Consider the following 21,104-nt stretch of genomic DNA (forward strand, 5'->3'; position numbering starts at 1 on the left):
GCACTGAGGACATGACCATGGCCGATCCACTGGACAAAGCCACTTCCAAAGCCCCCGCCACATTGGGGGAGGGGTGTTTGAGCCGCTATGACCCGGATGACTTGAGCCCTGAAGATGGCACGGAGTTTCCGGGGGCGGTGGAGTTGTGGGAGGCATTGAATCCCAAACCTGATATTGACCTTGCAGGAGCCAGCTTGCCGGCGAAGCGGTCTTGAGGTCTGGCGCCTGGCTGCTTTGATTGTGTACATATCCGTTTTTGCGGTAGCGGCTACCGTAACGGCGCCGCGAGGCGGCCCGTTTCTTCAAGCGTACGCATTCCCTGTGGGAGCTGGCTTGCCAGCGATGGACGTTAACGATAACGCGTGCTGTCTGAATGAACGCGCTGTCTGGCCCCCCATCGCTGGCAAGCCAGCTCCCACAGTGGATTGTTGGCAGACGCCCTAAGTAAGCCCTAAGCCTGCCCAAACCTCATCAACTTCTTCAACAACGGCCGCCCAAGCATCAACAAAAACACCGGCCCCCCAACCACCAGATAAAAGTAATACGTCACCGCCCGCCAAATCAGAATCGCCGCGGCCGCCGTGGATTTCCCCACCATGGGGGCCAGCAGCGCGGCCGAGGTCAATTCCGCAGCCCCTGCGCCGCCCGGCAACAGGCTGAATTGACCCGCGCTCAGCGAAAGCATCTGGATCAGAAAGCTCCACGCCCACTGCAAATCCGCACCGAGCCCGCGTAACGCCAGATACAACACGCTGTAGCGCAGGAGCCAATGCACGCAGGTCAGGGCAAACACCTTGATCAACGTCTGAACGGGCAACTTCAGCGTGTCAGTGAACGCCGCCAGAAAATGCAGGAGTTTTCGCGCCCAGCGCATTCGCGTGCTGCCTTTGACATTCAGGCGCACGAGCAGGCGCCCGCTCAGGCGAATCAACGACCTATGGTAGCGTGCGATCACCACGCAACTGAGCAGCCCGCCAAACATCGAAATGGCGCTGACCGTCAGCAACCACTCCATGCGTTCGCTGAGGTGCTGGAACAACGCATAAATCAGAATCCCGCTTAACGCGCAGAGAAAGAACAGCAGGTCGCTGAGTTGATCCATGGCGAAAACCGCGCTGCCCCGTGCCGGCCGCACCCCGTTGCGTGCCAGCAGCGCCATGATGGTGAGCGGTCCGCCACTGCCACCCGGTGTGGCGCAGTAGGCGAACTCGGCGGCCATCACCACGCCGAGGCTTTTGACCGGGCTGACCTTGTCGCGCTGATCACCCAGCAACAGGCGCAAGCGCATCGTGTTCACCACCCAGCACAGCAGGATCATGCCGAACATGATCAGCAACCAGCTCAATGGAAAGCTTTGCAACCTCGACCAGGTCTGGTTGCCGCCAAGCAGCAGCGGAATCAGCACCGCCGCGAGCAGCGCAACAAACAGCAGAATCCCCCGGCTCATGCGGCGCGACCGACACGGTCGCCGTGCAGCGCCAGCCAACGAGCCTTGGTCATCGGCACGCGGCCTTCGTCGAGCAATCGCTTGAGGGTTTGCAGCCAGTAATCGCGCGCGAACCGATGTTGCATGTCCACGGGGTGCACGCCTAGACGAATCACCGGTGCCTGGCGCCAACGTTGTTCGCGCTGATCGCTGACGAGCTTGGACAACCCTCGTCGCCATGCACTGCGCGCACTCCAGACCAGTCCCGGCGTATCGACCGGGGTGAAATCCGGTAGATGAAACAGATGTTGTGGATCGCTGGTGTAACTCAGGGGTAACTGGCGCAAGGCCTGGCGCGTACCTTGACTCATCAGCCATGCCGGGGCGACGAAACCTTCGAGCGGCCAGTTGTAGCGACGGAACAGCTCGATACCTGCTCGCAGGCGCGCGAGCGCAGCGTCCTGGGACAGTGCGTAGAACTCGCCTTCGTGGGTATAAATGCGGCGCATGAACCAGTCTCGTGGCGTGATGGGCGGCGACTCATCATCACAATGAAAATAGCCGTGCAGCGCCAGTTCGTCACCTCGGGCGACACGGTTGGTCAGCACGCGGCGGAACCCCGGGTGTGCCTCCAGATCGTTGTGTCTGTGGAAGTCCGGCACCACCAGCCAGGTCATCGGCACCTCGCCCAAGGCGTCGACGGCTTCGACAAAAGGTTGGTAATCAGCCCAGGTGTGCGGCGCGACGTCATGCAGCACGAGTAACAGGCTGGGCGCGGTCATGGGCTCAACCATTGGAGGCCAGCGGCCATTGGCTGCCGAGGACGGCGTGATAATGGCCCAACAGGCTGTTGACTACCGTGTCCCACGAGTAATGCCGTTCGACATGGAGGCGCGCCTGTTGGCCTAACGCGGCACTGCCCGAACTGAACAGTTCCCGTACCGCATTGGCCATCGCCCCCGGGTCGTTCGGCGTGCAAAGCAGTCCGCATTCCTTGTTGATGAGTTCCTCAAAGGCCCCGGCCGCCACGGCCACCACCGGAATGCCGCACGCCATGGCTTCGAGGATCACCAGGCCAAATGTTTCCTGATCGCCGGCATGCAGCAGCGCATCGGCACTGGCCATCAGTCTTGCGACTTGTGTCGCCGGACAGAACTCATCGACCACCGTCACGTTTTCCGGCACCACCGCCGGCATCGAAGAACCCACCAGCAGCAAGTGATAGCGGCGGCCCAGGCGCTTCATGCAGTCGAGCAACACCGGCAGGTTTTTTTCCTTGGAGCCGCGCCCGGCAAAAATCATCAGATGGGTATTTTCATCGATACCCAATTCTGCGCGCAGGCCCGGGTCTCGGGCGTCGGGATGGAAGGTGTGCAGGTCGACCCCCAGGGGTTGTACGAAAACGTTCTTCACCCCGAGGCTGATCAGTTTGTCGGCCATGATCCGGCTCGGCGCCAAGACCCGGTCGAAGTTGCCGTAGAGCTTTTTGACATACGCTTCGACGTTGGCTGTGACCCAATTGCCCATGCGATTGCTCACCAGCAGCGGCAAGTCCGAGTGATAGAAGCCGATCACGGGTACATCGAGTTGGCGCCGGGCATCCAGTGCCGCCCAGGCTGTGAGGTACGGGTCGCCGACTTCGATCAGATCGGGCTGCAAATCCTGCAGGACATTTCGCCAAGGAGCGAGACGGAGAGGGAAGCGATAACCCCTGCCGAAGGGCAGGGCGGGGGCCGGAACCGTGTAAACGCCATCCTGTTCAGTCAGGTTGGAACCGGGAATCAACAGGCTGTGGCGAATGCCGGGCTTGACGCCCAGGCGACGGTGTTTTGCATCCAGATACGTGCGCACGCCACCGCTGGCAGGGGCGTAGAACATGGTTATGTCAGCGATATGCACGATGAACATCCCTCCGGTCCCGTGGCGCTCCCTCGGTTGACCTTTATGAAGGATAGATGTTCGGTTGGGGTTTTGTGGCGGGGATGTCGGCGAGGTTTTTGCGGTGTGTTACAGGCCGCCATCGCGGGCAAGCCCGCTCCCACAATGATTTTTGGTGGACACTAATTATGTGTACGACTGAGATCACTGTGGGAGCGGGCTTGCCCGCGAAGGGGCCCGCAAGAGCGACTTAAATCCTGAAACTACCTACCAACTGCTTGAGACGTGCCGCCTGCTGTTCCAGGTCCGAGCACGCCCGCAACGTCGATTGCAGGTTTTCCACGCCTTCCTGGTTCAGCGTATTGATCTCGGTGATGTCGACATTGATCGACTCGACCACCGCCGTCTGTTCCTCGGTCGCCGTCGCCACGGACTGGTTCATCCCGTCAATCTCGCCAATACGCAACGTCACGCTGTTCAGGCGTTCGCCCGCCAGGTTGGCGATTTCCACGCTGTCCTGACTGTGGCGCTGGCTGTCGCTCATGGTGCTGACGGATTCGCGGGCGCCGACTTGCAGCTCCTCGATCATGGTCTGCACCTGCTGCGCCGATTCCTGCGTGCGGTGCGCCAGATTGCGCACCTCATCCGCCACCACGGCAAAACCACGCCCGGCTTCACCGGCACGGGCCGCTTCGATCGCGGCGTTGAGCGCCAGCAGGTTGGTTTGCTGGGAAATGCTGGTGATCACTTCGAGAATCTGCCCGATGTTCACGGTTTTGCTGTTCAGCGATTCGATGTTGGTACTCGAAGCGCTGAGCATGCTCGACAGTTGGTTCATCGCGACAATGCTGCGATCCACCACTTGTTGGCCGTCTTCGGCGAGACTGCGGGCATCGCTGGCCTGACTCGACGCCTGGGCGGCGTTGCGCGCGATTTCCTGCGCAGCGGCACCGAGCTGATTGATGGCGGCGGCGACGCTGCTGGTGCGCGAAGCTTGCTGGTCGGAGTTGTACATCGACGAGTTGGACGCGGCGACTACGCGCAGCGCCACTTCGTTGACCTGGCCGGTAGCCGAAGACACTTCGCGGATCGAGGTGTGGATGCGCTCCACGAAACGGTTGAACGCGGTGCCGAGCAAACCGAATTCATCGTTGTTCTGGATAGTCAGGCGTTTGGTCAGGTCGCCCTCACCATCGGCGATATCGGCCATGGCGCGGGTCATGACATGCAGCGGCTGGATCAGGATGCGGATCAACATGCCCAGCAAGGCGATGATGATCGCGACCGCAATGACGGTCGCAACGACCGCCGAGGCGCGGAATTCGCTGAGCTTCGCGAAGGCTTTGTCTTTATCCACCGACAGACCGATGTACCAGTTGACGGAAGACAGGCCTTTGATCGGGGTGAAGGTGACGATGCGGGTTTTGCCATCGGCTTCGACTTCACTGAAGTCGCTGCTGATGCGTGGCGTGTTTTTCGGATACGCCTCGGTCAGGGACTTCATCACCAGCGCTTTGTCCGGGTGCGCCAGGATCTTGCCGTCGGCGCTGACCAGAAAGGCATAGCCCATGCCATCGAAGTCCAGCGCATTCAGGCTGTCGGCGATCACTTGAAGACTCAGGTCACCACCGACCACACCGATATTTTGACCGTCCTTGAGCACGCTGTTGACGATGGAAATGACCAGTTGGCCAGACGCCAGATCGATGTAGGGTTCGGTCAGTGCCGAGCCGCTGGTGCTTTGGGCACTTTTGTACCAAGGGCGGGCGCGCGGGTCATAACCGTCCGGCATTTTGCTGTCCGGGCGAATGATGAAGGTGCCATCCTTGTTGCCCAGATAAACGCCCATGAACGTCGACGCCATCGCCTTCTGCTCCAGCAACTTGGAGACGTTGCCGATTTCAGCGTTCAGCGCGACGTTCTGTGAGAGGTTTTCGACCAGCAGACTGCGGCCGGTCAGCCAGGTCTGGATATTGTTGGCAGTCACACTGCCCATTTCTTGCAGATAGTTGTCCAGGTCCTTGCGAATGGCGTTGCGCTGCAGATAGTCGTTGTACAGCGTGAACGAGGCGAACGCGGCAATGACGATGAGGGCGGCGGCAAGCAGGATTTTATGGCTGAAGCGCAGGTTTTTGTTCATGGCTTGGGGTTCCGCTAAGGTCTTAATGCCCAAGGCGTGCTTTTATAAGGAAGCGCACTGTGGGCGGTCATGAAAACAAGCTGATATTTCCGTCCTCTCCTTAGGGGGATTACCGAGGCTTTTCAGTCTTTTATATCGGCCGCGCAGGATCAAAGATTAACCAAAGGTGACCAAATGCCTGATTCCTCTCAACTTGTTATCGGTGCCGATCTCGCGGGGCAACCGATCGCCCAGGCCATGCGTCTGGCGAATCGTCATGGACTGGTCGCGGGCGCAACGGGGACCGGCAAGACCGTCACCCTGCAAAAACTGGCCGAAGCGTTCAGTGATGCTGGCGTGGCCGTGTTTGCGGCGGATATCAAAGGTGACCTGTGTGGTCTTGGCGCGGCCGGCAACCCTCAAGGCAAAATTGCCGAGCGTATCACCGGGATGCCCTGGCTGAATCACACGCCGCAGGCGTACCCGGTCACCTTGTGGGACATACAAGGTCAGTCCGGTCATCCATTGCGTACAACCTTGAGCGAAATGGGGCCGCTGTTGATTGGCGCCCTGCTGGAGTTGACCGACAGCCAGCAATCGGCGCTGTATGCGGCGTTCAAAGTCGCGGACCGCGAAGGCCTGTTGCTGCTGGACTTGAAGGATCTGAAGGCGCTGCTCAATCACCTGCGTGACCACCCCGAATCGCTGGGCGATGACGCCGCGTTGATGACCACGGGTTCCAGCCAGGCCCTGTTGCGTCGATTGGCGACCCTGGAGCAACAAGGCGCTGAAGCCTTGTTCGGCGAGCCCGCGCTGCAACTCGAAGACATTCTGCAACCCACCGCCGAGGGGCGTGGGCGCATTCACTTGCTCGATGCCAGTCGTCTGGTGCATGAGGCGCCGAAAGTCTATGCGACGTTCCTGCTGTGGCTGCTGGCTGAACTGTTCGAGCAACTGCCGGAGCGCGGCGATGCCGACAAACCGCTGCTGGCGCTGTTTTTCGACGAAGCGCATTTGTTGTTCGCCGATACGCCGAAGGCGTTGCAGGAGCGACTGGAGCAAGTCGTGCGGTTGATTCGCTCGAAAGGCGTGGGCGTGTATTTCGTCACCCAATCGCCGGGCGATTTGCCGGATGACGTGCTGGCGCAGCTCGGCCTGCGCATCCAGCATGGCTTGCGTGCGTTCACCGCCAAGGAGCAGAAATCCCTGCGTGCGGTGGCCGATGGTTTCCGGCCAAACCCGGCGTTCGACACCTTGTCGGTGTTGACCGAACTGGGGATTGGCGAGGCGCTGGTCGGCACGTTGCAGGACAAGGGCACGCCGGAAATGGTCCAGCGCGTATTGGTCGCGCCGCCGCAATCGCGGATCGGACCGCTGAGTGAAACCGAGCGCACCGTGCTGATCGCCGGCTCGCCGTTCAAAGGGCGGTATGACAAACCGGTGGACCGCGAATCGGCCTATGAAGTGCTGATGGGGCGCAAAGGCTTGGCGCCAGAAGCCGAACCGGCGCCGGGCAAACCTGCACCAGAGGAACCGAGCTTCACCGACAAGGCGGGGGAATTCCTCGGCACGGCGGCGGGGCAGGCGTTGAAATCGGCGATGCGACAGGCGGCCAATCAGTTGGGGCGGCAGTTGGTGCGGGGGTTGATGGGCTCGCTGCTCGGCGGCAGCAAGCGCCGCTAGCAAGCGGGCACGGTCAAATGTGGGAGCGAGCCTGCTCGCTCCCACATGGGTTAGATGTCAGTCTTTTGGTTTGGCGTGAGCCGCCAGTCGCTCCAGCGCCGCCCGCAGATTCGGATCACTGATCCCCTCAGCCGTTGCCTGAATGGTCGCGCCGGCATCGCTGGACAAACTGATGGTATGCCCCGCCGCCCCTTGCTGAACGGTCGGTGGTTGTACCTTGAACAGAATCCGGGTCAGGCTGGCGAACTCATCAAACATCTGCAACTGCCGTTGCAGACGCTTCTGTTGATAGCGCAGGCGAGTTGCCCAATGACCGTCAGTGACAATCAACAACAGACTGCCTTCGCGCCACGACGCCACATGGCAATGCTCGCGGGCGGCGGGCTGCAATTGGCTTTCGAGCAGACGTTGTAAATGACCCAGGCGTTGAGCGTGGCCAAAAATGGCTTTCAGCGGTTTGGCTTCGCGAAGCAGAACGGCGGGTGCTCTGGCCGTAAGAGGGCGAAATGCCATGATCAGACACCTGAAGTAACAGAGCCGCCATGGTAGCAGAAAGCACCGGATGCACCCGACCCATTGCTTTGCGCGCGCTTTACCCATTAAATCAACAAGTAACTTCTGCTGTAACTGGCTTGAAGTTCAGCAAAAAGCCCTTATTTTAAGTGAGCCCCGTTACAGCGCAGTGCATGCATCGTGGAATAACGCCACTTTCCTCACCATCGTTTCCGGGTAGAATGCTCGTTCGCATGCGGCCATGAGGGCTGCACGGGCGACTCACGGGGCCGCCCTCCATCCCTTTAGTGTGGAAGATCCTGCCGATATGTTTGCGCCTTTGTTAAAGAAACTTTTTGGAAGCAAGAACGAGCGTGAAGTCAAACGCATGCTCAAGACGGTGCAACTCGTCAATGCCTTCGAAGAGCAAATGGTGGCCCTTTCGGACGATCAATTGCGTGCCAAGACAGATGAGTTCAAGGCCCGCATCGCCAAAGGGGAAACCCTCGACAAGCTGCTGCCGGAAGCCTTTGCGGTCGCCCGGGAAGCCGGCAAGCGCGTCATGGGTATGCGCCACTTCGATGTCCAGCTGATCGGCGGCATGACCTTGCATGAAGGCATGATCGCGGAAATGCGTACCGGTGAAGGCAAGACCCTGGTGGCCACACTGGGTGTTTACCTCAACGCGCTGTCCGGCAAAGGCGTGCACGTGGTTACTGTGAACGATTACCTGGCCCGCCGTGACGCCAACTGGATGCGTCCGCTCTACGAATTCCTCGGCATGACGGTCGGTGTGGTTACGCCATTCCAGCCGCCGGAAGAGAAACGTCTGGCCTACGCCGCCGACATTACCTACGGCACCAACAACGAATTCGGTTTCGACTACCTGCGCGACAACATGGCGTTCAGCATGGAAGAAAAATTCCAGCGCGAACTCAACTTTGCCGTGATCGACGAAGTCGACTCCATCCTCATCGACGAAGCCCGTACCCCGCTGATCATTTCCGGTCAGGCCGAGGACAGCTCGAAGCTGTACATCGAGATCAACAAACTGATCCCGCAGCTTGAATTGCATGTCGAAGAAGTCGAAGGCGAAGTCACCAAGGCTGGCCATTACACCGTCGACGAGAAGACCCGTCAGGTCGAGCTCAACGAAGCCGGTCACCAGTTCATCGAAGACATGTTGACCCGCGTCGGCCTGCTGGCTGAAGGCGAGAGCCTGTATTCGGCGCACAACCTGGGCTTGCTGACCCACGTTTATGCCGGCCTGCGTGCGCACAAGCTGTTCAACCGCAACGTTGAATACATCGTGCAGGACGGTCAGGTTGTCCTGGTCGACGAACACACCGGTCGTACCATGCCGGGTCGCCGTTTGTCCGAAGGTCTGCACCAGGCTATCGAAGCCAAGGAAAACCTGAACATTCAGGCCGAAAGCCAGACATTGGCGTCGACCACGTTCCAGAACTACTTCCGTCTGTACAACAAGCTGTCCGGCATGACCGGTACCGCAGACACCGAAGCGTTCGAATTCCATCAGATCTACGGCCTGCAGGTCATGGTCATCCCGCCGAACAAGCCTTTGGCGCGTAAAGACTACAACGACCTGGTGTTCCTGACTGCCGACGAGAAATACGCGGCGATCATCAACGACATCAAGGAATGCATGACTCAGGGCCGTCCGGTACTGGTGGGTACTGCGACCATCGAAACTTCCGAACACATGTCTGCGCTGCTGCAGAAGGAAGGTATCGAGCACAAGGTCCTGAACGCCAAGTTCCACGAAAAAGAAGCCGAGATCATTGCCCAGGCCGGTCGTCCGGGTGCGCTGACCATCGCCACCAACATGGCCGGTCGTGGTACCGACATCCTGTTGGGCGGTAACTGGGAAGTGGAAGTCGCGTCTCTGGAAGACCCGACGCCGGAGCAGATTGCCCAGATCAAGGCCGACTGGCAGAAACGTCACCAGCAAGTGCTCGAGTCGGGCGGTTTGCAGGTGATTGCGTCCGAACGTCATGAATCGCGCCGTATCGACAACCAGTTGCGTGGTCGTGCCGGTCGTCAGGGTGACGCCGGTTCCAGCCGTTTCTACCTGTCGCTGGAAGACAGCCTGATGCGCATCTTCGCCTCTGACCGGGTGAAGAACTTCATGAAAGCATTGGGCATGCAGTCCGGTGAAGCGATCGAGCACCGCATGGTGACCAACGCCATCGAGAAGGCCCAGCGCAAGGTTGAAGGCCGCAACTTCGACATCCGCAAGCAACTGCTGGAGTTCGACGACGTCAACAACGAACAGCGTAAAGTGATCTATCACATGCGCAACACGTTGCTGGCCGCCGACAACATCGGTGAAACCATCGCCGACTTCCGTCAGGACGTACTCAACGCGACAGTCAGCGCACACATTCCACCGCAATCGCTGCCTGAGCAGTGGGACGTGGCCGGTCTGGAAGCGGCGTTGCAGAGCGACTTCGGTGTGGCGCTGCCGATCCAGCAATGGCTCGACGAAGACGATCACCTGTACGAAGAGACCCTGCGCGAGAAACTGATGCAGGAGTTGATTGCGGCGTACAACGAAAAAGAAGACCAGGCGGGCGCCGATGCGCTGCGCACCTTCGAGAAGCAAATCGTGCTGCGTGTGCTGGATGACCTGTGGAAAGACCACCTGTCGACCATGGACCACCTGCGTCACGGCATCCACTTGCGTGGCTATGCGCAGAAGAACCCGAAGCAAGAGTACAAGCGCGAGTCGTTCACGCTGTTCTCCGAGCTGCTGGATTCGATCAAGCGCGACTCTATCCGTGTGCTGTCGCACGTCCAGGTTCGCCGCGAAGATCCGATCGAAGAAGAGCAGCGCCTGCGCCAGGAAGCCGAAGCACTGGCAGCGCGCATGCAGTTCCAGCACGACGAAGCACCGGGTCTCGAGCAACCCGAACTGCTCGGTGAAGAAGTCGATGTGGCCCTCGCCACCGCACCGGTTCGCAACGAGCAGAAGCTGGGCCGTAACGAGCTGTGCTATTGCGGTTCGGGCAAGAAATTCAAGCATTGCCACGGGCAGATCCAGTAAAACCCGTTTCATACGCTGAAATACCCGCGCCGCGACCGGCATCAGCCGTCGCGGCGTTTTGCCATTTACACCACCGTTCTTCCTGAAAGCGGTGCTGACATCATTTATTAAGGAGCGCATTCATGGCTGTTGGTCTTGGTCCTTTGCCAACGTTGCACCCGGTTGCCGGTTTTGAACTCGGTATCGCCTCGGCCGGCATCAAGCGCCCGGGGCGCAAGGATGTCGTGGTCATGCGCTGCGCTGAAGGTTCCACCGTGGCGGGCGTGTTTACCCTCAACGCCTTTTGCGCCGCTCCGGTGATCCTGGCCAAGCAGCGCGTGCAAGGCCCGGTGCGTTACCTGCTGACCAACACTGGCAACGCCAACGCCGGCACTGGCGAACCTGGCCTGGCCGCCGCCGAGCGCACCTGCGCGAAACTGGCGGAACTGACCGGCGTCGATGCCAGCCTGGTGCTGCCGTACTCCACGGGCGTGATCGGCGAACCGCTGCCGGTCGAAAAGATCGAAGGCGCGCTGCAAGCGGCTCTCGACGACCTGTCGGTGAACAACTGGGAAGCGGCCGCCACCGGCATCATGACTACCGACACATTGCCGAAGGGCGCCAGCCGCCAGTTTCAGCATGACGGCGTGACCATCACCGTTACCGGGATCAGCAAAGGCGCGGGGATGATCCGGCCGAACATGGCCACCATGCTCGGCTACATCGCCACTGACGCCAAAGTCTCCCGCGACGTGTTGCAAAACCTGTTGCTGGACGGCGCCAACAAGTCGTTCAACCGCATCACCATCGACGGCGACACCTCGACCAACGATTGCTGCATGCTGATCGCCACCGGTCAGGCTGCGCTGCCGGAAATCACCTCAGCGAGCGGTGAGTTGTTCGCCAAGCTGAAGCAGGCTGTGTTCGAAGTGTGCATGGACGTGGCCCAGGCCATCGTTCGCGACGGCGAAGGCGCGACAAAGTTCGTCACCGTTGAAGTCAACGGCGGCGGCAATCACCAGGAATGCCTGGACGTCGGCTACACCGTGGCGCACTCGCCGCTGATCAAGACCGCGCTGTTCGCCTCCGACCCGAACTGGGGCCGCATTCTGGCTGCCGTTGGCCGTGCCGGCGTACCAAACCTGGACGTGAGCAAGATCGACGTGTTCCTCGGCGAAGTCTGCATCGCCAGCCGTGGCGCGCGCGCTGCGACTTACACCGAAGCTCAGGGCGCAGCAGTGATGCAGCAGGAAGAGATCACCATCCGTATCGAACTGGGTCGCGGCGACTGCAGCGAAACCATCTGGACCACCGATCTGTCCCACGAATACGTGAAGATCAACGCCGAATACCGTACTTAAGACCGATTCGCCCCCTTCGCGGGCGAGCCCGCTCCCACAGGGTTAGCGCAAATCCTGTGGGAGCGGGCTTGCCCGCGATGACGGCAGACCAGACACTCAAGTTGCTGGTCTGTACCCCTCATCAAAAGGTCCCGAACATGAGCCTCCACCTGATCATCGGCGACAAACTGCTTTCCTCCTGGTCCCTGCGCGGCGCACTGGCCCTCGATCTGGCCGGCGCTCCGTACACCGAAGAACTCATCAAGCTGAACCAGCCGGACACCCGTGAACGTCTGCTCAAGCATTCGCCGACCGGCAAGGTCCCGCTGCTGAAAACCGAGCACGGCACCGTTGCCGATTCCCTGGCGATTGCCGAGTACCTGGCCGAACAATTTCCTGAGGCCGGGCTCTGGCCCAAAGACGTCGCCGCCCGCGCCCAGGCACGTTCGGCGTGCGCACAGATGCATGCCGGTTTCTTCGCCATGCGCGGCAACATGCCGTTTGACCTGAGCCGCGATGCACCGCTGTCGCCGGTCCCGACCGACGTGCAGGCGGATATCGAGCGCATGTTGGCGTTGTGGGCCGAGTGTCGGGCAGCCGCGACCGAAACCGGTCCATTCCTGTTTGGCCGTGCGACCCTTGCCGATGCCTTCTTCGCACCCATTGCCGTGCGCCTGCGCACCTACCAGGTGAAGTTGCCGGCGACGGATGAGGCCTACGTCGAAACGATCTACCAATGGCCGGCTTTCAAGGCGTGGCAAAAGGCAGGTCTGGAGGAGGTCGGACAGTGAAACGAGTACACGTAGCGGCCGCCGTCATACGCGATAACAGCGGCAAGATCCTTATTGCCCGGCGTGCCGACACTCAGCATCAGGGCGGTTTGTGGGAGTTCCCCGGTGGCAAGGTCGAGGCCGACGAGTCCGTGACCACGGCGCTTGGCCGTGAGCTTCACGAAGAGTTGGGCATCGTCGTCGATGTCGCGCGACCGCTTATCAAGGTTCAACACGACTACCCGGATAAGCAGGTGTTGCTGGATGTTTGGGAGGTTTCGGCCTTCACCGGCGAACCGCATGGCGCCGAAGGCCAGCCTTTAGAGTGGGTCGCGCCCCGTGATCTGTTGAATTACGATTTCCCGGCGGCCAACCAGCCGATCGTTGCAGCCGCGCGGTTGCCTGCACAGTATTTGATTACCCCCGACGATCTGGAAACCCCGGCCCTGCTGCGTGGTATCCAGAAGGCCGTCGCCAACGGCATCAAGTTGATCCAGCTGCGGGCGCCCAATGGCTACGACCCGAAATACCGCGATCTGGCGGTGGACGCGGCGGGGCTGTGCGCCGGCAAGGCGCAGTTGATGATCAAGGGGCCATTCGAATGGCTGGGCGATTTCCCGTCGGCCGGTTGGCACATTACCTCGGCACAGCTGCGCAAATACGCGGCGGCCGGTCGTCCGCTACCGGCGTCGCGCTGGTTGGCGGCGTCCTGTCATAACGCTGAAGAACTGGCGCTGGCCGAGCAGATGGGCGTGGACTTTGTGACCTTGTCGCCGGTGCAGCCGACCTTGACGCACCCGGGGGCTCAGCCGTTGGGTTGGGAGCAGGCTTCGACTCTGATTGAAGGCTTCAGCAAACCGGTGTTCTTGCTGGGTGGTGTTGGGCCTGCACAGGTTGATAAAGCTTGGGCGGCAGGTGCTCAAGGTGTGGCGGGGATTCGCGCGTTCTGGCCTGATTCTTTGGTGTAATTACGGGCCTCATCGCGGGCAAGCCCGCTCCCACAGGTTCAGTGGCGTTCACAGATTTTGTGTACGACACCGATCACTGTGGGAGCGGGCTTGCCCGCGAAGGCGTCCTTGGAGGCGCCGACTAAATCTCAGGCTTCACCGCCGGCTGCCACAAAATCTCCGCAATCCCCTGCCGTTTGGCGATCAACCGCGCCGCCACAAACAGCAAGTCCGACAGCCGATTGATATAGGCCAACCCAACCCCGGTCAACGGCTCGACGGCATTCAAATGCTGACACCGTCGCTCGGCACTGCGCGCCAGGCTTCGGCACACATGCGCCTGGGCAATCAGCGCCGAACCACCCGGCAGAATGAAATTCTCCAGTGGCCCCAACTCTTCATTCCACACATCGATCGCCGCTTCCAGGCGTTCAATTTCCGTCGCATTCAACGCCTGATACACCGGCATCGCCAGCTCTCCGCCCAGATCGAACAGCCGATGCTGGCAAGGCGCCAACACCTCGATCACTTCGTTCAATCCTGGAAACCGGACACATTCCACTTCCAGCCCGGCCAACAGCACGCCGACCTGGCTGTTCAGTGTATCGACTTCGCCAATGGCCTCGATTCGCGGGTGATCCTTGGGCACGCGACGGCCGTCGCCCAGCCCGGTTTCGCCTTTGTCGCCGGTGCGGGTGTAAATCTTCGACAAGCGAAAGCCCATGGTTACCTCGAAAGCTGATTGAGTTCTTGAGAAACGAGCGGGGTGCTCGTCAACGGCAGGCGCAAGGTGAAACACGTGCCCTGGCCCAGGGTCGATTGCACTTCCATCTGACCCTTGTGGTTGTTGGTGATGATGAAATACGAAACCGACAGGCCAAGCCCGGTGCCCTGGCCGATTTCCTTGGTGGTGAAGAACGGTTCGAAGGTGCGTTTGCGCACGTTTTCGCTCATGCCGATGCCGTTGTCCTCGACCTGGATTTCCGCCCACGGCGGATTCAGCTTCGTGCGCAGGATGATCCGTCCCGGCTCGCAGCCGTCCTCGCGCTGGTGAATGGCTTGCGCGGCGTTTTTCAGCAGGTTGAGCAGCACCTGTTCAAGTTCGTTGGCGGTGCCCGGCACCGGGCCCAGAGCGGGATCGAACTGACGAATGATCGCTTGGCCCTTGAAGTCGAAGCCAATTGCCAGGTCAAAGTCGTTGCCGGCGATTTCCACGGCTTGATCAATCAGCGCCGGCAAATCGCAGGGCGCCATTTGCCGGGTGCTGCGGCGGCTGAAGCTGAGCATGTGGGTGACGATTTTCGCCGCCCGGGCGCCTGCCTGTTGAATGCCATCGAGCAACTGCGGCACCTCACGTGCCTTCAGGTACTCGTTGACCGTGTCCAGTTCGATGCCGACATGCTCCGCCTGTTCGAGGTTTTTCGGCAGTTCGGGGGACAGGCGTCGGCGAATGTTCTGTACGTTGTGCAGGATCGCGCCGAGCGGGTTGTTGATTTCGTGGGCCATGCCGGCGGCGAGGCCACCGACCGAGAGCATTTTTTCCGATTGCACCATCATTTCTTCCAGGGACAGGCGCTGGGTGATGTCATCGATCCGGATCACCACGCCACGACCGGCACCGCCCATCAGAGGGTAGAAGGTCAGGGCGTAATGCTTGGGCTCTTCGTCCTTGAACCAGGTCACGCGTTCGATCTTCGCCACCGTGTGCTGCTCGACGGTCTGTTTGAGCTGCGGCAGAAACGGCTTGAGCGGTTCGAAGGCGAGAAAGATCGGCTGATTCAGCGCTTCGTCGAGGCGCGTACCGGAGAGGGCGCTGGCCTCCTGATTCCACTGCGTCACGTAGAGCTGCTCGTCGAGGGCAATCAACGCCGAGGGCATGGAATCGATGATGCTGTTGAGGTAATTCTGGAACCCGGTGAGTTTCTTCTCGATCTTGCTGCGCACCTGGACTTCGAGTTCCAGTTTGCGGTTGGTGTGGCGGGTCTCTTCGGCCAGGCCCTGGGCCTGATCGTAAGCGGCCTGGGAATCGTCCCGTGCCCGTTTGAGTTGCTGCTCCCGTGCTTCGATGCGCGAGAGCATGGTGTTGAACGCCTCGGCCAGACTGCCGATTTCGTCATGATTGCCGCGTGAGGCGCGCAGGGCGTAGTTCTCTTCCCGGGTAACTTGCCGGGACAGTTCTTCGAGTTGATGGATCGGCCGGGTAATCAGGCGTTTGATCTGCCGGGCGATCACCAGCCACAACAGCACGCTGAAGATCAGAATGCCGAGGCTGGCGGTCAGGGTCCCGGTGTAGAAGGCCATCGGCAGTTCGCTGCTGGCGACCAACAACAGGTGGCCCGGCGCGGTGCCGGGGCGGGGCAGGGTGATCACTTGATTGCTGCGAAATTCGGTGGCTTGCCAGGACTCGATGTGGCGGTAACGCTCCGGCAGGCCCAAATGATCGCCGCGCTGCAACTGCGCCAGTCTTTCGCCCTTGCCGTCATACAGGGCTGCCGCGCGCAGCGGTGAATAACTGTTGAGCTCATTGAGCAGCCGTTCGGCATTTTGTGGCGACTGCAGCGCTTCAGCCACCAGACTCGGGTTGGACACCAGTCGGCCGATGGTCTGCAAGGCCTGGGGGGCCATGCTTTCCTGGGAAATGTAGTACGCGGCGCTGATAAAGGTCAGGTTGGCGACCAGCAGAACGGTGGTCAACAGCACCAGCAGGGCGGCCAGCAATTTCTGGCCGACGGGAAGGTTTTCAAGGCGCTGGCGCAATGGCATCAGGTTTATCGCTGAAAAGGAACAAGTGGCCAGCGTAGCCGCTGCTCAGTCGCTGGGCAATCCAAGGCTGTGCAGATGGGCGATCAACCGTGCTTCAAGCTGATTGAGGTGCGGCAGGTTCAGCTGGTGTCGCGAAGCCACTTTGCAGACATAGCCCAACAGATAGCTGATTTCGGTTCGGCGCCGATTCGCGACGTCCTGATACATCGAGGAGAAATTGGCCGCGGTGGCGTGAATCACCCGCTCGACTTCCTGCTGGAGGTCCTCGGCCGCTGCGGGCTGACCGCAGCGTTCAAGCACCTCAGTCAGTTCGCCGCAGAGGGTGGCGACTTCACAATGATGGTCCTGTAATCCGCCGTTGCGGCAATCGTGCAGCACCGTCAGCGGATTGATCGCACAGTTGAGTGCGAGTTTTCGCCATAGCCTTGTAAGAATGTCGGTGCTCCATTCGTGAGGAATTCCGGCGGCGCTCACGTCATCCAGCCAGATCGGCGCCACGGGATGACCGGCATCCCCCAACCAGGTGTAACCGTGACCCGCGAACACTACGCGCCAGTCACCGTCGCGAAACGCGCCTTCGGTGCTCGAAGCATAAATGCAGCGTGCCTGCGGAACTTGGGCGGCGACCGCGTCCTGACTGCCGAGCCCGTTCTGCAACAAAATCAGCTCGGCGCCGGGCGCCAGGCGTGGTGCCAGTCGGGCCACGGCCTGCTCGGCATCGTAGGCTTTGCAGGCCACCAGAAGGCGATTGATCGGCTCATTGTTGTCGGTCGTCTCGCCGGGGATGGCATACGTTGTTGCTTCACCGTGCTCCACCAGCGTCAAGCCCCCCGCGGCCTGATAAGCCTGTAAGCGCGGCGTATCCCGCAGGATCAGTCTGACCGGTACCCCGGCGCGCGCCAGACGGGTGGCCCACAAGGTGCCGAGGCTGCCGGCGCCCAGAACATGCCAGGTGGTGGACATCAGCTTTTTGCTCTGTTTAAGGCGCGCATCGGACGCTCGCAGTGAATGATGGGAAAGACCCGTTATAATCAGCGCGGATTTTAACCGCAAGCCAGGCGTGCTCCTTCGTGATCGAGCGCGCCCTTTATTGGAGAGATTACATGCCGTCGTTCGACGTGGTATCCGAACTGGACAAACACGAAGTCACCAACGCGGTCGAGAACGCCGTCAAGGAACTCGATCGTCGTTATGACCTGAAAGGCAAGGGCACCTTCGAGTTCAAGGAAAAGGACCTGACCGTCAACCTGACCGCTGAAGCCGATTTCCAGCTCGAAGCAATGATTGAGATCCTCAAGCTGGCGCTGGTCAAGCGCAAGATCGACGTGCAGTGCCTTGAAGTCAAGGATGCCTACGCGTCGGGCAAGCTGATGAAGCAGGAAGCCGTCCTCAAGGAAGGCATCGACAAAGAGCTGGCGAAGAAAATCGTCGCTCACGTGAAAGACGCCAAACTCAAGGTGCAGGCCGCCATTCAGGGCGAGCAGGTGCGCATCACCGGCAAGAAGCGTGACGATTTGCAGGAAGCCATTGCGGCTCTGCGTGCCAAGACATTCGACATGCCGTTGCAGTTCAACAACTTCCGCGACTGACGTTTCAGGCGGGAACCTCTCGGCGCTTTCGGCGTCCGAGGCCCAAGCAGCGGCAGAAAGATTGGCCCCGAGAGAGGGGGCAGTCTTTTCTGCCGCTTATTTTTTTTTCGCGTGCCGCGTGGCCGGAAATCAGGAGAACGTAGATGGACTTGAATGCTGAAGTGGACAACCTGGTCAAGGCGTCCCAAGCCTGGATTCCGATGATCATGGAATACGGCAGCCGCGTGCTGCTGGCGATACTCACGCTGGCCATTGGTTGGTGGTTGATCAACAAAGTGACGCAGAAACTGGGCGGTTTGCTCGCGTTGCGTAACGCCGACCTGGCCCTGCAAGGTTTCATCAGCAGCCTGGCGAACATTATTCTCAAGGTGTTGCTGATCGTCAGCGTGGCGTCGATGATCGGCGTGGAAACGACTTCCTTCGTCGCGGCGATCGGTGCGGCGGGGCTGGCCATTGGTCTGGCGTTGCAGGGCAGCCTGGCGAATTTTGCCGGTGGCGTGCTGATTCTGTTGTTCCGTCCGTTCCGTATCGGTGACTGGATCGAAGCTCAAGGGGTGGCCGGTACGGTCGACAGCATTCAGATCTTCCACACCGTGCTGCGTACCGGCGATAACAAAACCATCATCATGCCTAACGGCAATCTATCGAACGGCATCATCACTAACACTAACCGTCAGCCGACGCGCAAGGTTGTGTTTGATGTGGGCGTTGATTACGAGGCGGATTTGCAGAAGGCTCGCGAAGTGTTACTGGATCTGGCCAAGGATGAGCGCATCCTCGCCGAACCGGCTCCTCAGGCGGTCATTTCGACCTTGGGGGACAGCTCGATTACGGTTTCCCTGCGAGTGTGGGTGAAGACGGCTGATTACTGGGATGTGATGTTCATGTTTAACGAACAATCGCGTGATCGTTTGAAGACTGCCGGTATTGATATTCCGTTTCCGCAGCGAGTTATCCGTATGCTCCATGAAGGGGTTTCGCAATAACGTTTCCTGTAGGCTTTGTCAACTTTTATATTGTTAAGTTGGTATGCAACTAAACGGCGAACAAGACTGTGGGAAGCCGGATACAAAAAAAACCGCTCACCTGGATCAGGTGAGCGGTTTTTTGTTAGTGCAGATTTGAAGCTATCGAACTACCGCTGAGCGATTACAAGATGCTCAGTGGGTATTCAACGATCACGCGGAAGTCGTTGTTGTCGCCGCCAGAGTAGGCAGTGTTCGAACGATAGATCGCGCTACGCAGGCGGAAAGACAGGTCTTTGGCTGGACCACTTTGCAATACGTATTTGGTTTCGAAGTCAAACTCGTGTTCTTTGCCTTCTTCGGTGGCTGTGGAGATGTTGTCACCTTTGACGTAACGAGTCATGAAGCTCAGACCTGGAACACCGTAAGTTTTCATGTTCAGGTCATAACGGGCCTGCCACGAGCGCTCGTCTGCACCGTTGAAGTCGGAGTATTGGATGGAGTTGGCGAGGAAGATAGTGCCGCCGCCGTCAACGCCATAAACGTAACCGGTATCACCACTGGAACGTTGGTGCGCCACGGTGAACTTGTGGGCGCCGATGCTATAGGCAGCGGAGAGGGACCAGATGCGGTTGTCAACATCACCGTTCAGCTCTTGACCCTGGCTCTTGGAGCGATAGCCGTTGAAGTCGAAGTTCAGGGACTGATCTTCGTTGATCGGCAGGGTGTAGTTGGCGTTGATGTATTGCTTCTTGAAGTAGTCATCTACATCGGAAGCAGCCAAGCCGGCTACAAAATTGTCGGTGAACTGGTAGGTAGCGCCGGCAATGTTGGCACTGGTCAGGCCTGGGTTGTGCGGTCCGTTGATGGTGTCACGGCCCATGCCAGTCTGCGAACTCAGGGCGCTGAAACGACCTGCGGTCAGCTCCAGCCCTTTGATTTCTTTACTGGTGATGATGGTGCCGGTAGCAACTTCTGGCAGCAGACGGCTGTCGTCTGTGGAGAAGACCGGGCTGGCAACGTATTGGTTACCGTATTTCAGGACAGTGTCGGACAGACGGAACTTAACTGCGCCGCCAGCCTTGGATTGGGTGTCTTCCGGGCGGCCTTCGCTATCCTGACCAAACAGACCATTACCGGTGCGGCCACGGCCACTGTCCAGTTTGACCATGCTGTTGACCAAGGCATCCACACCGAAACCTACGGTGCCCTGAGTGAAGCCGGACTCGTACGTGGTACGTACGCCGAGGCCAGTCTCTTCGCGATAGCTTTGATCTTTGGCAACCGCGTTTTCGTTCTTGAAGTCACGGTTCATGTACAGAATACGGCTATGTACATTCAGGCTCTGATCTTCAAAAAAGCCCTTGGATTCCTCTTGAGAGGACGCCATTGCGAACTGCGAAGTACTGGCCGAAACAGCCAGTGCGATCATGCTCCACTTCATCACGCGCATCGTGATTTGCTCCTTTGGTTTTTAGAAGAGTACTGCCGTCCCACCTGTTTTATTATCTGGGCGGCTCTTTCTTTTTGTGTCGGCGCAAACTTATATCACGCCGACCATGTTGGCGATACTTGCGCATCTAACCTTTCAGCTTCTTTACGACCCTGTCGCAAATGGCTTGGTAGATGTCGCAAATTTACAGCCCCAATGCAATAGGAATGACAACTTCAGCGCTGTTTTCCGAGGGCTTGAGCATCGGTAAAAAGAATCCTTGGCGAAACGTGTGAATCTCCATCGGGCAACCCTGCCACTGTTTTTATTGCCTTGAAGGCTTCCGCTTCCAGCGGACGCTTTGAAGGCGATGTGAGTGTGAATGCAACAAGCGTGCACAAATCAGAAAACTGCTGTTTTTTTTTCTGAACGCCTGCCTGTTACTGTAAAAACCTCATAAAACCGGGGGTTACAAGCACCTTCTTATGGGGCTTGACGCCATGGTTTGCATCGTGTTGCGCCTTCCTGGTCGACTGCGCGACAACCAAAAACGTTACCGGTTCACCCCTTCAGTGAGTAATTGGCGGATGCCCGACGCACTCAGCGTAGACGCACTGTGCGGTTTTGGTGCAAAAATTCTTAATCGCTGTGCTGAAT

Annotated in this window: 17 protein-coding genes; 8 read left to right on the forward strand and 9 right to left on the reverse strand. The window is 59.3% G+C overall.

The features are described 5' to 3' along the window. Positions 1-17 precede the first annotated feature (17 nt). Positions 18-215 carry a hypothetical protein gene (locus tag F8N43_RS17515; RefSeq protein ID WP_150639438.1) on the forward strand — a complete coding sequence of 66 codons (198 nt, stop codon included), beginning with the start codon at positions 18-20 and terminating at the stop codon, positions 213-215. Between the two features lie 236 nt (positions 216-451). On the opposite strand, the gene F8N43_RS17520 is transcribed toward F8N43_RS17515, so the two are convergent. The 4 genes from F8N43_RS17520 to F8N43_RS17535 form a co-directional block, all read right to left on the reverse strand. Then, positions 452-1,447 carry a lysylphosphatidylglycerol synthase transmembrane domain-containing protein gene (locus F8N43_RS17520; protein ID WP_150654090.1) on the reverse strand — a complete coding sequence of 332 codons (996 nt, stop codon included), beginning with the start codon at positions 1,445-1,447 and terminating at the stop codon, positions 452-454. Continuing rightward, entirely contained in the window at positions 1,444-2,220 is a 777-nt protein-coding gene (locus F8N43_RS17525) for a DUF2334 domain-containing protein (RefSeq protein WP_150639436.1), read from the reverse strand. The genes F8N43_RS17520 and F8N43_RS17525 overlap by 4 nt, the downstream gene beginning before the upstream one ends. Beyond that, on the reverse strand, positions 2,213-3,334 hold the full coding sequence (locus F8N43_RS17530) for a glycosyltransferase family 4 protein (RefSeq protein ID WP_150654091.1): 1,122 nt from the start codon (positions 3,332-3,334) through the stop codon (positions 2,213-2,215). Before F8N43_RS17530 ends, F8N43_RS17525 begins: the two co-directional genes overlap by 8 nt. Before the next feature lie 220 nt (positions 3,335-3,554). Then, positions 3,555-5,444 carry a methyl-accepting chemotaxis protein gene (locus F8N43_RS17535; protein WP_150654092.1) on the reverse strand — a complete coding sequence of 630 codons (1,890 nt, stop codon included), beginning with the start codon at positions 5,442-5,444 and terminating at the stop codon, positions 3,555-3,557. Positions 5,445-5,618: 174 nt separating this feature from the next. Here F8N43_RS17535 and F8N43_RS17540 point away from each other — a divergent pair, with 174 nt between their 5' ends. Continuing rightward, complete coding sequence (locus F8N43_RS17540; protein ID WP_150654093.1) at positions 5,619-7,106, forward strand: helicase HerA-like domain-containing protein; 1,488 nt, start codon at positions 5,619-5,621, stop codon at positions 7,104-7,106. A 57-nt stretch (positions 7,107-7,163) separates the two neighbouring features. On the opposite strand, the gene F8N43_RS17545 is transcribed toward F8N43_RS17540, so the two are convergent. Further along, entirely contained in the window at positions 7,164-7,619 is a 456-nt protein-coding gene (locus F8N43_RS17545; RefSeq protein WP_017340487.1) for a DUF721 domain-containing protein, read from the reverse strand. Between the two features lie 307 nt (positions 7,620-7,926). Between F8N43_RS17545 and secA the strand changes: the two genes are divergently transcribed. From secA to F8N43_RS17565, 4 genes are all read left to right on the forward strand, one after another. Next, positions 7,927-10,662 (forward strand): preprotein translocase subunit SecA, encoded by a 2,736-nt coding sequence (gene secA, locus F8N43_RS17550; protein ID WP_150633214.1) that lies wholly within the window; start codon positions 7,927-7,929, stop codon positions 10,660-10,662. A 122-nt stretch (positions 10,663-10,784) separates the two neighbouring features. Continuing rightward, positions 10,785-12,002 (forward strand): bifunctional glutamate N-acetyltransferase/amino-acid acetyltransferase ArgJ, encoded by a 1,218-nt coding sequence (gene argJ / locus F8N43_RS17555; protein ID WP_150633213.1) that lies wholly within the window; start codon positions 10,785-10,787, stop codon positions 12,000-12,002. Between the two features lie 137 nt (positions 12,003-12,139). Continuing rightward, positions 12,140-12,772, forward strand: a complete 633-nt coding sequence (locus tag F8N43_RS17560; protein ID WP_150639434.1) for a glutathione S-transferase family protein — start codon at positions 12,140-12,142, stop codon at positions 12,770-12,772. After that, positions 12,769-13,719, forward strand: a complete 951-nt coding sequence (locus F8N43_RS17565) for a Nudix family hydrolase (protein WP_150654094.1) — start codon at positions 12,769-12,771, stop codon at positions 13,717-13,719. Before F8N43_RS17560 ends, F8N43_RS17565 begins: the two co-directional genes overlap by 4 nt. 121 nt (positions 13,720-13,840) lie before the next feature. On the opposite strand, the gene F8N43_RS17570 is transcribed toward F8N43_RS17565, so the two are convergent. From F8N43_RS17570 to F8N43_RS17580, 3 genes are read right to left on the reverse strand one after another with little or no spacing between them, the layout of a single operon-like run. Continuing rightward, the gene (locus tag F8N43_RS17570; protein ID WP_150654095.1) at positions 13,841-14,422 is read right to left on the reverse strand and encodes a cob(I)yrinic acid a,c-diamide adenosyltransferase; all 582 of its coding nucleotides are present in this window, start codon (positions 14,420-14,422) and stop codon (positions 13,841-13,843) included. A 2-nt stretch (positions 14,423-14,424) separates the two neighbouring features. Then, positions 14,425-16,461, reverse strand: coding sequence for a sensor histidine kinase (locus tag F8N43_RS17575; RefSeq protein ID WP_150633209.1), 2,037 nt, complete (start codon positions 16,459-16,461; stop codon positions 14,425-14,427). A 45-nt stretch (positions 16,462-16,506) separates the two neighbouring features. Further along, positions 16,507-17,424, reverse strand: a complete 918-nt coding sequence (locus F8N43_RS17580; protein ID WP_150633208.1) for a putative 2-dehydropantoate 2-reductase — start codon at positions 17,422-17,424, stop codon at positions 16,507-16,509. A 140-nt stretch (positions 17,425-17,564) separates the two neighbouring features. Here F8N43_RS17580 and F8N43_RS17585 point away from each other — a divergent pair, with 140 nt between their 5' ends. Together F8N43_RS17585 and F8N43_RS17590 are read left to right on the forward strand one after the other, a co-directional pair. Then, positions 17,565-18,050, forward strand: coding sequence for a YajQ family cyclic di-GMP-binding protein (locus F8N43_RS17585; protein WP_007906601.1), 486 nt, complete (start codon positions 17,565-17,567; stop codon positions 18,048-18,050). 143 nt (positions 18,051-18,193) lie between these two features. Then, a complete protein-coding gene (locus F8N43_RS17590; protein WP_150639431.1) occupies positions 18,194-19,036 on the forward strand; it encodes a mechanosensitive ion channel family protein in 843 nt (280 codons plus the stop codon). 163 nt (positions 19,037-19,199) lie between these two features. Here F8N43_RS17590 and F8N43_RS17595 read toward each other — a convergent pair whose 3' ends face one another. After that, entirely contained in the window at positions 19,200-20,468 is a 1,269-nt protein-coding gene (locus F8N43_RS17595) for an OprD family porin (RefSeq protein ID WP_150639430.1), read from the reverse strand. Positions 20,469-21,104 lie beyond the last annotated feature (636 nt).

The sequence above is a fragment of the Pseudomonas fluorescens genome (assembly GCF_902498065.1).
Lineage (GTDB): Bacteria > Pseudomonadota > Gammaproteobacteria > Pseudomonadales > Pseudomonadaceae > Aquipseudomonas > Aquipseudomonas fluorescens_BJ.

Bases quoted from the DNA above. Each gene is read 5' to 3' on its own strand.
- F8N43_RS17590 (WP_150639431.1), top strand. From the start codon at position 18,194: ATGGACTTGAATGCTGAAGTGGACAACCTGGTCAAGGCGTCCCAAGCC.
- F8N43_RS17545 (WP_017340487.1), bottom strand. From the start codon at position 7,619: ATGGCATTTCGCCCTCTTACGGCCAGAGCACCCGCCGTTCTGCTTCGC.
- F8N43_RS17515 (WP_150639438.1), top strand. From the start codon at position 18: ATGGCCGATCCACTGGACAAAGCCACTTCCAAAGCCCCCGCCACATTG.
- F8N43_RS17575 (WP_150633209.1), bottom strand. From the start codon at position 16,461: ATGCCATTGCGCCAGCGCCTTGAAAACCTTCCCGTCGGCCAGAAATTG.
- F8N43_RS17525 (WP_150639436.1), bottom strand. From the start codon at position 2,220: ATGGTTGAGCCCATGACCGCGCCCAGCCTGTTACTCGTGCTGCATGAC.
- F8N43_RS17520 (WP_150654090.1), bottom strand. From the start codon at position 1,447: ATGAGCCGGGGGATTCTGCTGTTTGTTGCGCTGCTCGCGGCGGTGCTG.
- F8N43_RS17535 (WP_150654092.1), bottom strand. From the start codon at position 5,444: ATGAACAAAAACCTGCGCTTCAGCCATAAAATCCTGCTTGCCGCCGCC.
- F8N43_RS17530 (WP_150654091.1), bottom strand. From the start codon at position 3,334: ATGTTCATCGTGCATATCGCTGACATAACCATGTTCTACGCCCCTGCC.
- F8N43_RS17570 (WP_150654095.1), bottom strand. From the start codon at position 14,422: ATGGGCTTTCGCTTGTCGAAGATTTACACCCGCACCGGCGACAAAGGC.
- argJ (WP_150633213.1), top strand. From the start codon at position 10,785: ATGGCTGTTGGTCTTGGTCCTTTGCCAACGTTGCACCCGGTTGCCGGT.
- F8N43_RS17580 (WP_150633208.1), bottom strand. From the start codon at position 17,424: ATGTCCACCACCTGGCATGTTCTGGGCGCCGGCAGCCTCGGCACCTTG.
- F8N43_RS17585 (WP_007906601.1), top strand. From the start codon at position 17,565: ATGCCGTCGTTCGACGTGGTATCCGAACTGGACAAACACGAAGTCACC.
- F8N43_RS17560 (WP_150639434.1), top strand. From the start codon at position 12,140: ATGAGCCTCCACCTGATCATCGGCGACAAACTGCTTTCCTCCTGGTCC.
- F8N43_RS17540 (WP_150654093.1), top strand. From the start codon at position 5,619: ATGCCTGATTCCTCTCAACTTGTTATCGGTGCCGATCTCGCGGGGCAA.
- secA (WP_150633214.1), top strand. From the start codon at position 7,927: ATGTTTGCGCCTTTGTTAAAGAAACTTTTTGGAAGCAAGAACGAGCGT.
- F8N43_RS17595 (WP_150639430.1), bottom strand. From the start codon at position 20,468: ATGCGCGTGATGAAGTGGAGCATGATCGCACTGGCTGTTTCGGCCAGT.